This window comes from Pasteurella bettyae CCUG 2042 (genome assembly GCF_000262245.1).
Classification (GTDB): domain Bacteria; phylum Pseudomonadota; class Gammaproteobacteria; order Enterobacterales; family Pasteurellaceae; genus Basfia; species Basfia bettyae.
Map to the genome: position 1 here is coordinate 1 of NZ_AJSX01000012.1, position 10,266 is coordinate 10,266.

Annotated in this window: 9 protein-coding genes; 2 read left to right on the forward strand and 7 right to left on the reverse strand. The window is 36.3% G+C overall.

Annotated features, from left to right (window positions below; translation table 11 throughout):
- Nucleotides 1-146: 146 nt before the first annotated feature.
- The 6 genes from HMPREF1052_RS02980 to ltnD all read right to left on the reverse strand — a co-directional run bounded on the left by HMPREF1052_RS02980 (nt 147) and on the right by ltnD (nt 6,562).
- Nucleotides 147-1,499: an alpha/beta hydrolase-fold protein gene (locus HMPREF1052_RS02980; protein WP_005759501.1), complete on the reverse strand. Its 1,353-nt coding sequence runs from the start codon at nt 1,497-1,499 to the stop codon at nt 147-149.
- 49 nt (nt 1,500-1,548) lie between these two features.
- Nucleotides 1,549-2,901, reverse strand: coding sequence for a GntT/GntP/DsdX family permease (locus tag HMPREF1052_RS02985; protein ID WP_005759511.1), 1,353 nt, complete (start codon nt 2,899-2,901; stop codon nt 1,549-1,551).
- Nucleotides 2,902-3,000: 99 nt separating this feature from the next.
- Complete coding sequence (gene otnI, locus HMPREF1052_RS02990) at nt 3,001-3,783, reverse strand: 2-oxo-tetronate isomerase (protein WP_005759494.1); 783 nt, start codon at nt 3,781-3,783, stop codon at nt 3,001-3,003.
- A 1-nt stretch (nt 3,784) separates the two neighbouring features.
- Nucleotides 3,785-4,417, reverse strand: a complete 633-nt coding sequence (gene otnC / locus HMPREF1052_RS02995) for a 3-oxo-tetronate 4-phosphate decarboxylase (RefSeq protein ID WP_005759503.1) — start codon at nt 4,415-4,417, stop codon at nt 3,785-3,787.
- The gene (otnK, locus tag HMPREF1052_RS03000) at nt 4,414-5,658 is read right to left on the reverse strand and encodes a 3-oxo-tetronate kinase (RefSeq protein WP_005759512.1); all 1,245 of its coding nucleotides are present in this window, start codon (nt 5,656-5,658) and stop codon (nt 4,414-4,416) included. The genes otnC and otnK overlap by 4 nt, the downstream gene beginning before the upstream one ends.
- A gap of 1 nt (nt 5,659) precedes the next feature.
- Nucleotides 5,660-6,562, reverse strand: a complete 903-nt coding sequence (ltnD, locus tag HMPREF1052_RS03005) for an L-threonate dehydrogenase (RefSeq protein WP_005759498.1) — start codon at nt 6,560-6,562, stop codon at nt 5,660-5,662.
- A gap of 194 nt (nt 6,563-6,756) precedes the next feature.
- Here ltnD and HMPREF1052_RS03010 point away from each other — a divergent pair, with 194 nt between their 5' ends.
- Nucleotides 6,757-7,515 carry a DeoR/GlpR family DNA-binding transcription regulator gene (locus HMPREF1052_RS03010; protein ID WP_005759506.1) on the forward strand — a complete coding sequence of 253 codons (759 nt, stop codon included), beginning with the start codon at nt 6,757-6,759 and terminating at the stop codon, nt 7,513-7,515.
- 66 nt (nt 7,516-7,581) lie between these two features.
- Here the strand turns inward: HMPREF1052_RS03010 and HMPREF1052_RS03015 are convergent, their stop codons facing one another.
- A complete protein-coding gene (locus HMPREF1052_RS03015; protein WP_005759509.1) occupies nt 7,582-8,055 on the reverse strand; it encodes a low molecular weight protein-tyrosine-phosphatase in 474 nt (157 codons plus the stop codon).
- A gap of 140 nt (nt 8,056-8,195) precedes the next feature.
- Between HMPREF1052_RS03015 and cpdB the strand changes: the two genes are divergently transcribed.
- A complete protein-coding gene (cpdB, locus tag HMPREF1052_RS03020) occupies nt 8,196-10,166 on the forward strand; it encodes a 2',3'-cyclic-nucleotide 2'-phosphodiesterase (RefSeq protein ID WP_005759497.1) in 1,971 nt (656 codons plus the stop codon).
- Nucleotides 10,167-10,266 lie beyond the last annotated feature (100 nt).

Below are 10,266 nucleotides of genomic sequence, written 5' to 3' on the forward strand. Positions count from 1 at the left end.
CGGTTAAATTTTCGCAAATTTAACCGCACTTTTTATTTCCCTCATTGTTTCAAATTTATAGATGATTTTTAGAATTTAGTATATTGGTTCCTTGAATTGTAATTCCTATTTTTAAACGCTCTACTTCAATGAGATGTGTAATTAAATTACTTTGTCAATTTTTGATTAAGTAACCATTTCATAACTTCTGGGCTATTAAATACTGCATCCCAAGTATTATGTGCACTAGCATTCACAATTCCATTATCACCTGCTGATTGCATTGTGAATTCTGTATATTTCATATGTGAAGCCTGTAATTCTTGAGTCAGAATTTGGTAGTTAATTCGAGAGCCTTGAACTGGTGATACTTTATCTTCTTTACTATGGAAGAACCAAATAGGTACATCTTTAATCGCAGCTAAATTAGTTTTATTAGCATTACCATTCATCCACTCAATAGTATAAGCCTCTCGGCCACTTGCTAAAATTGCGCCTGCAAAAAATTGTGGACGTTTTAATAAAAGTTGTAATGCACCTTCTGCTCCACGGGAAAGCCCCACTAAATAAATACGATGACGATCAATTTGGGCATTAGCTTTTAAAGTATCATCAATCATTTTTAGCACTAATTCTTGGCGATTATCAGTTTGCCAATGAATTCCACCTTTATGGCCTTTATTAACATCATCAAAAGGATCAAATACTGATCCATATTGAGGTGCTAATACAAAACCTGGTTCATATTGCAAAGTAGAAATGGCTCCTTTATTAGCCACAATATGAGCCATATTATCTGTTCCTACTTGTCCTGATCCATGAAGAAAAATAGTCAATGGATATTTTTTAGATTGTTTTAATTTAGGAATATAAACACGATAATTCAGAATATTATTATGGTCATGTAAAAAAACTTTTTGAGCTTTGAAATCATCAATAAAGGAGGTTTTAACATGATCTTTTGTTGCATGTTGTGTTACTTGGGATTTATCTAAGGTTTTACCATTAGTTAATTTTAAATATCCTGTTTGAGCAATTTGATACACCAAACGATCTTGATAATATTCAGGAACCTTAATATTTTGTGTTTTTTCTATATTTATCACTTTTCCATCTTTGTCTTTCGCCCGAAACTGCATGGGTTTATCATTTTCCGTTTTAACAGAATACAAATCTGCATTTTTATCCTGAGTATCTAATTCAATAATCACGAAACGCCCGGCTTTAGGTGTTGAAGTAATTTCTGCAGCATCATTCACATAAGCATTAAGTACGGAACGAGATTCCTTTTCTTTATTATCAAGTGCGGTCGAAATTTGATAAATTTGTCTTAAGTCACTACCTGATAGAACATTGTCTTCATATTCCAAAGCCACTGCATTGACTTTCTGACCTTGAGCAGTTACCTCAGCTAATAAAGTGGCATTAACTTTGAGTGGAGCTTGAGGCATGTCATCTTGTGCCTGAGCCATTGATAATAAAGAAAATAGAGATAAAGCAAGTAAAGATGTTTTTAACATAACAATATCCTCAAAAGAAAAAGGCAGACTTAAGTCTGCCTTCAATAATTTATACAAAAATCCACATTAAGCTAACCACAGCAAAGGCGATAGCGCCATAAATGGTCGTTAAAATCGTCCAGGTTCGTAATCCTTGGCTAATCGTAATGCCAAAGAATTTTGTCCATACCCAGAATAATGAGTCATTGACATGAGATAAGGTCATTGAACCAGCACCAATCGCTGCGGTTACTAAGGCTGCTTGAATGCCCGTATAACCAGCAGCTGTAATTGCCGGAGCGAGAATCGTTGCTGTAGTAATTACGGCAACTGTAGCTGAACCTTGTGCGGCACGTAATAATGCGGCAAGAATAAATCCTAATGTTAAAACATGTAAACCAGTACTTGATAAAACATCTGCAAGTGCTTTACCCACACCACTAGCATCTAATACTTTACCAAACATACCACCAGCACCAGTAATTAAAATAATACCCGCAATAGGAGCTAAAGCTGAGTTTAAGATTTCTTCAAGTTGATCTTTACCCCAACCACGACGAAGTCCTAAAACATAAGAGGAGAGGCATACCGCAAGTAATAATGCAAAGGGTGATGCACCTACCATACTGAAAAATTCACGTACGACATTTTCTTTAGGTAATGTTGTGGCAGTCACGGTACCTAACATGATTAATATCAAAGGTAACACAATCATGCTTAACACTGTCGCAAATGATGGTAATCCATTCGCGTCTTTAGCTACTTGTTTTTGATAATCAATTAAATCTGTTGATGCAGGGATTTGGACAAAGTTATTTTTTGTAAAGAACGGAATAAAAATTTGACCAATTAATACCGCAGGTAATGCTGCGATAAAGCCTAAACCTAACACTAAACCAATATCTGCATTTAATACTTGAGCACCAGCAACGACACCTGGATGAGGCGGCATTAATACATGTACGGTGAGCATCGATAAGCCAATGGGTAATGCATAAACCAACATATTACCACCAACACGGCGAGCTACACTGAAGATAATTGGAATTAAAACGATAAAGCCAACATCTACGAATACAGGAATACCAAAAATAAACCCTGTCATGGCTAACGCAAACGGCGCACGTTTTTCACCGAATTTCTCCAGTAACCATGAGGCAAGAACATCCGCACCATTGGATTTTTCGATGATTTTACCGAGCATCGCCCCAAGACCAACGATCAGAGCAACACTCCCTAAAGTTCCGCCCATACCACTAATCAAGGTTGGAACCACTTTTCCCATCGGAATCCCAGCAGCAAGTGCTACGGCAATACTCACTAAGCCCAATGCAACAAATGGATGCACTTTGCCTTTAATCATAATAAGAAGTAATGCAATTACACTCACAACGCCGATCAAAATAAGCATTTCATTAGACATAAAAAAACTCCACTTCACGAAGTATTAAAAAAGTGCGGTCAAATTTTCTAAAATTTTGTGAAATCTACCGCACTTTAATTAAATAAGTTAGGTTAATCCCTAACGGTTTTGATATTTTTGAAACCACTCTAAACCAGCAGTCGTTTCAGCTCGAGGTTTATATTCGCAACCTACATAGCCGTCATAACCAATAGCATCTAATTTATCAAAGATATATTGATAATTAATTTCACCTTCATCAGGCTCATGGCGATCTGGTACAGATGCGATTTGAACATGTGAAAAACGACCTTTTAATTTATCAGTTAGACGAGCAAGATTTCCGTCCACATTTTGTGCATGGAAATAATCAAGTTGTACAAACACATTGTCACGATTCACTAAATCAACGATTTCTAATGTGTCATATTGGCTTTTTAAGAAATAATTTGGTTTAACTTCTGGGCTTAATGCTTCCAAGCAAATATTGATACCATAAGGTTTAAATTTTTCTGATGCATAATGCAGATTTTCAATGAAGGTTTTTTTATAAGCTTCTCGATCTTGACCTTCAGGGACTACCGCAGCCATGACATGAACGGTTGGGCAACCTAATGCAATCGCATATTCTAGGGCTTTATCAATATCACGACGGGCATCAGCTTCACGGCCAGGAATCGCAGAAAGCCCCCATTCACCTTTAGGAACATCACCTGCGGCAGTATTAAATAACACTACTTTTAAATGATTATTCGTTAAAATTTCTTTTAGTTGTTCAGCGTTATAATCATAAGGCCATAAGAATTCTACATATTTAAAGCCTGCTTTAGCCGCAGCTTCAAAACGATCTAAAAATGGCACTTCGTTGAACATCATTGTTAAATTCGCAGCAAATTTAGGCATTTTATTTTCCTCTATTTTCTAAATCTTTCACTTCTTCATCTGTGAGATAGCGGACTTTTTGACCTTGTAAAATGAAGAATAATTTTGCAGTTTCCTCTAGCTCATCAGTATTATCAGATGCATCTAATAAATCAGATCCCGTAACGACAACACCATGATTAGCTAATAAAAATGCTTTACCCGTTAATGCTCGTTCACCGAGTTCTCTGGCAATTTCTGGTGAACCTGGACGATAGTAAGGAATTACTTGCATTTTCCCAACTCGCATTACGTAATAAGGTGTAAAGGCTTTCATTGCATTACTTGGATCTAAATTATCTAAACAAGATAAAGCCGTTAAATAAGTACTATGTAAATGCACAATAGCATTACATTTTGGATTTTTACGATACATTGCCAAATGAAATACGGATTCTTTTGACGGTTTATCACCTTCAAGTAGATTCCCTTCCATATCCACTACAGACAAACGTTCTACTTTTAAACGCCCTAGTGAAGAACCTGTTGGCGTAACTAATATACGGTTTTCATCAAGGCGCACAGACAAATTGCCTGCACCACCGACAGTATAACCGCGCTCATAGAAAGAACGTCCCAGTTGTACCATAAGTTCTTTTTGCGCTAAATCTGTCATAACAACATACCTTGTGCATATTCAAAGAAATCTTCTTTACCAAAGTTGCCTGATTTTAATGCAACAGAAATATCTTCATCTAATGCTTTTAACCAAGGCACACCTGGTGCAATTTGTTTGCCTATATGGAAGCCTGTAAAACCTAATTGTTGAACCACAATACTAGAGGTTTCGCCACCTGCAGTAATGAAATTGACTACCCCCGCTTCAGTTTTTAAGCGTTGTGCTAATTTAGCAAAGGTGTTCTCAATAGCATGGCTGGCTTTATCGCCACCAAATTTTGCTTGGATTTCATGTAGTTTTTCTGGTGGCACGGTTGCATAAACAATTGGTGCTAAAGGTTCATTCAAGTGTTTTACTACTTCTGTATAAAGCTCATCAGCGTAATTTGCATTATTTAATGCTTGCTGCACATCGAGATAGATATGACTTGCTTTCGCTTTATATGTATTCACCTGTTTATTGGTCATCACTGAACAAGATCCTGATAACACTACAGTTTTTGCTTTGTTTGGAACAAAAGCATTCGTACCTTTTTTACCACCACTTAAACGTGCTGCCATATAAGCACCTAAGCCCGAACCACCAGTAACAAGTTTAAAGTCAGCAATGGCTTCTGCTAATACGGCTAATTGAGAGTTGTCTGCAGCATCCACAACAGCATAACGATAGCCTTGAGCTTTTAATTCTGCAAAACGTTGTTTCACACGAGCAGCACCTTGAATGACATCTGGATAAGCCACTAAGCCAGTTTTACCTTTAGCTTGAGCATCCATTAAACGCATTAAGTTAGCATCTTTCATCGGCGTAATTGGATGGTTTCGCATACCAGATTCATTTAATAGAATATCGCCAACAAATAAATAGCCATTAAAAATAGTCCGACCATTGACTGGTAATGCCGGCGTAATAACCGTGAAATCATCATCTAACGCCTCTAATAAAGCATCTGTTACAGGACCAATATTACCTTTTTCTGTACTATCGAAAGTTGAACAATATTTAAAATAATACTGAGTACAACCATTTTCTTTCAGCCAATTGAATGCACGCAATGATTGTTCAATCGCTTCATTTACTGGATTTGAACGAGATTTCAAGCTGATAACCACCGCATCGACTTGATCTGATAATGGTAATTTTGGAATACCATTCATTTGTACACAACTTAAGCCATTTTCCACTAAGAAGCTGGCAATATCACTGGCACCTGTGAAATCGTCTGCAATCACCCCAAGCATATTAATGATCTCCTTTTTTTGGTAATTCCACGCCACTAAAGATTTTAATTACCGCACTGTCATCTTCTTTACCGAAACCCGCGTTACTTGCTTCAGTAAACATGGAATAAGCGGTACTTGCTAAATGAAGTGGAAAGTGAAGAGATTTAGCTGTATCATTGACTAAGCCTAAGTCTTTTACAAAAATATCAACCATTGATAATGGAGTATAATCTCCCTCAACAACATGCTTCATACGATTTTCAAACATCCAAGAATTACCCGCTGCGTTAGTTACCACATCATACATGACATCTAATGGAATACCGGCTTTGGAAGCAAGTGCCATTGCTTCTGCACCAGCGGCAATATGAACGCCTGCTAATAATTGGTGAACGATTTTCACTGTTGCCCCTAAGCCGATAGCTTCACCAATGTTATATACTTTGCTTGCTGTTGCATCTAACACAGGTTGTAATTTATCGAACGCTTCTTTAGAACCTGAAGCCATTACCGTCATTTCACCTTTCATTGCTTTTGCTGCGCCACCTGAAACTGGCGCATCTAACATGAGCAAGCCTAAATCTGTTAACTTTTGTGAAATCGCTTGTGCATCAGCAGCTGCCATTGTTGAAGAAACCATCACTGCTGTACCTGGTTTTAATTTTTTTGCAATACCCGTTTCGCTAAATAATGCTGCATTGGCTTGTGCAGCATTAACGACTAATACCACCACTGCATCTAAATCTTGTGCAAATGATGCACCATTTGTTGCCACTTCTTTCGCACCTGCGGCTTTTAATTTTTCTAATGCGACAGGATTTAAATCAATACCGTAGGTAGTTAAACCTGCATTTACACATGATACTGCAGCGCCCATCCCCATTGAACCAAGACCAATAACTGCTACCGCATAATTACTCATAATATATTCTCCAAATTAATATTATTAACTGATTAGATAGTTGTATTCTGCCAATTTCTTAGGAAAAAAAATGAGATCCATATCACAATAATTAACATTAATGATAACTTTTGTTAATTATTCTAAAAATGCGGTATCTTAGATAAAAATGCGATATACTTTTAAACAATTTAAATGTTATGGAAGGTAACTTTATGATCCCTGCTGAAAGACAACGCATGTTGCTTGCCCTAATTAATAAACAAGAAATTGTTAGCATCAATACTTTAGTTGAAACCTTAAATGTTTCACATATGACTGTACGTCGGGATATTCAAAAACTCGAAGAAGAAGGAAAAGTAATTTCTGTTTCGGGTGGGGTACAATTACTCGAGCGACTTTCGGTTGAACCAACTCATGATGATAAATCCTTATTATCGCAACCACAAAAAGCCAGTATTGGGCTAAAAGCATTACATTTTATTCCACAAAATAGTAGCATTTTCCTTGATGCAGGCACGACTACTTTAGAAATAGCCAAGCTGATAACAGAACGTGATGATTTACTGGTAATTACTAATGATTTTGCCATTGCTAACTATCTTATGATGAATGGTAAATGCCAATTAATACATATTGGTGGCACAATTAATAAACAAAATCGTTCTTCTGTAGGTGAACTCGCAGCTCAAGCCATACGTCAGCTTTCTATTGATATTGCCTTTATTTCTACTTCCTCATGGAATCTATCTGGGCTTACAACACCTGATGAAAATAAAATCCCAGTAAAACGAGCTATTGTGCAATCTAGTCGCCATAAAATCTTAGTCTCTGATTCATCCAAATATAGTAAAGTGGCAACTTTCTTCCTTTTCCCACTCACCACTTTTGAACGAATCATTTGTGATAAAGGTTTAGCACCTCATGTACAAGAAAAAGTGAAAGAGCTCAATGTCGAGTTAGTATTAGTGTAATTTATCAAAAATTTTTATCAAACGAACCGCACTTTATCTTCAAAGTGCGGTATATTTTTTAAAAATTTAGAGCTGATGCTCAGTTCGTAATTTTACTAATAATGCATCACAACATTTATCAAGCAACTGGTAGGTTTCATTGAAACGTCTAGTGTACCAAGGGTCAGGAATATAATCATATTTCAAATCGGGACACAAACTGGCAATACTAAACAATTTTTCAGGATGGTGTCCAAACAGCTGTTCAAGATCGCATAAATTCTCTTTATCCATTGCAATCAGATAATCAAAAAATTCCCAATCTTCAGACCGCACTTTACGGCTCACAAAATCATTACTCTTAATGTGCAAAGCATCAAGAATATCTGCGGTACCACAATGCATATCATCACCATCATTTTCACCAGATATGCCTGCACTATCTGTTTCAATAACCTGCGCTAATCCTGCTTTTGCAATTTTATCTCTCATTAAATATTCAGCCATTGGAGATCGACAAATATTCCCTAAACAAATAAATAAGATTTTGATCTTTTTCATAAAAATTCCTTATATTTTTAGAAATTAGTGACCTTCTTCAAACAAAAATTTTCTCAGATGTTTTACAATCTTAAAAGTCTGAAGGTATCACCTTTAGCTTTTTTATTCAATTCACTATTTAACTAACAATGGAGTGTCAAATGGATAGACGTAAATTTATACAATTAGGGACAAGTGCAATGCTCATTCTTGGAACCCATAAATATAGTTGGGCAGCAAATGATAACCAAGCACAATTACGTGTGATTGCCACTACTGATGTACATAGTTTTTTAACCGATTTTGATTACTATAAAGATAAACCCACAGAAAAATTCGGCTTTACACGAGCTGCCAGTTTAATTGAACAAGCCCGTAAAGAAGTTAAAAATTCAATTTTAGTGGATAATGGTGACCTAATTCAAGGCAATCCTATTGCAGACTATCAAGCTGCTGTAGGCTATAAACAAGGAAAAACACATCCAGCGATTATTGCTTATAACGCAATGCATTATGATATCGGCACCTTAGGCAATCATGAATTTAATTACGGATTAGATTTTCTTAATACTATTATTAAACAAGCTCAATATCCTATTATTAATGCCAATATCGTGAAAATTGGAACGGATGACCCCATGTTCAAACCTTACGTAATTCAAGAAAAGGCAATTCTTGATCAAATGGGTAAAACGCAAAAAGTAAAAATTGCTTATATTGGTTTTGTTCCACCACAAGTAATGGTATGGGATAAGGCGAATTTAACGGGTAAAGTAGAAGCACGAGATATTGTCAAAACCGCACAAAAATATGTGCCAATTGTAAAAGCGGAAGGGGCTGATATTGTTATTGCACTTGCTCATACTGGGCCTTCCGATGAAGCCTATCATGAAGGAATGGAAAATGCAGCATTCCATTTAGCTGATGTTAAAGGCATTGATGCAGTCATCTTTGGTCATTCCCATCGTTTATTTCCAAATAAAGAATTTGCACAATCACCTAATGCGAATATTGAAAAAGGAACTGTTAAAAATATACCTGAAAGCATGGCAGGTTACTGGGCAAATAACATTAGCGTAATTGACTTAAAGCTTGCTGAAAAAGATGGCAAATGGGTGGTGGTTGATGGAACAGCAGCATTACGCCCAATTTATGATGCAGAAACCAAAAAAGCTACCGTAGAAAATCATCCAGAAATAACCGCACTTTTACAGGAAGCTCATAATGAAACTCGTAAATTTGTCGCTCAACCAATTGGTAAAGCGAATGACAATATGTATAGTTATTTGGCTTTAGTACAAGATGACCCAACTATTCAAATTGTTAATCAAGCACAAAAAGCCTATGCTGAAAATATTGTAAAAAACTTACCTGAGTTAGCTGGTTTACCAATTCTAAGTGCAGGAGCTCCATTTAAAGTAGGTGGTCGTAAAAATGATCCAACAGGTTTTACTGAAGTAGATAAAGGTGAACTTACTTTCCGTAATGCGGCTGATTTATATCTCTATCCAAATACTTTAGTTATTGTAAAAGCAACAGGAGAAGAATTAAAAGAATGGTTAGAATGTAGTGCGGGTATGTTTAAACAAATTGATCCAACTTCAGAAAAACCTCAAAGTTTATTAGATTGGGAAGGATACCGTACTTATAACTATGATGTTATTGATGGGGTAAATTATCAATTTGATCTTACTCAACCAGCACGCTATGACGGCGAATGTAATTTAATTAATCAAAATTCACATCGAGTCATTGAATTAACTTATCAAGGAAAACCTGTTGATCCGAAAACAGAATTCTTAATTGCCACCAATAACTATCGTGCTTATGGAGAAAAATTCCCAGGCACAGGAGATAGCCATATTGTATTTGCTGCTCCAGACGAAAATCGTCAAATTTTAGCTAATTACATTGCCTCTGAAAGCAAAGCAAAAGGCGAAGTTAGCCCAACTGCAGATAAAAATTGGCGTATAGCTCCAATCCATAGCAAAGTGAAATTAGATATTCGTTTCGAAACCTCACCAACGGATAAAGCTACTGCATTTATTAAACAAAATGCACAATATCCAATGCATTTCATTGGCAAAGATGATATTGGTTTCGCAATTTATCAAATTGATTTAAGTAAATAACAACCTGCCCGTGAAACGGGCAGTTTTTAGGCTATCCAATAAGTGTCTAGGACGTCACTGGGCTCTTGGTCCATGTGAAACACTAATAACCGCATAATAC

Coding starts and splice junctions, on each gene's coding strand:
- HMPREF1052_RS03015 (WP_005759509.1), bottom strand. CDS start 8,055: ATGAAAAAGATCAAAATCTTATTTATTTGTTTAGGGAATATTTGTCGA.
- ltnD (WP_005759498.1), bottom strand. CDS start 6,562: ATGAGTAATTATGCGGTAGCAGTTATTGGTCTTGGTTCAATGGGGATG.
- cpdB (WP_005759497.1), top strand. CDS start 8,196: ATGGATAGACGTAAATTTATACAATTAGGGACAAGTGCAATGCTCATT.
- otnK (WP_005759512.1), bottom strand. CDS start 5,658: ATGCTTGGGGTGATTGCAGACGATTTCACAGGTGCCAGTGATATTGCC.
- HMPREF1052_RS03010 (WP_005759506.1), top strand. CDS start 6,757: ATGATCCCTGCTGAAAGACAACGCATGTTGCTTGCCCTAATTAATAAA.
- otnC (WP_005759503.1), bottom strand. CDS start 4,417: ATGACAGATTTAGCGCAAAAAGAACTTATGGTACAACTGGGACGTTCT.
- HMPREF1052_RS02980 (WP_005759501.1), bottom strand. CDS start 1,499: ATGTTAAAAACATCTTTACTTGCTTTATCTCTATTTTCTTTATTATCA.
- otnI (WP_005759494.1), bottom strand. CDS start 3,783: ATGCCTAAATTTGCTGCGAATTTAACAATGATGTTCAACGAAGTGCCA.
- HMPREF1052_RS02985 (WP_005759511.1), bottom strand. CDS start 2,901: ATGTCTAATGAAATGCTTATTTTGATCGGCGTTGTGAGTGTAATTGCA.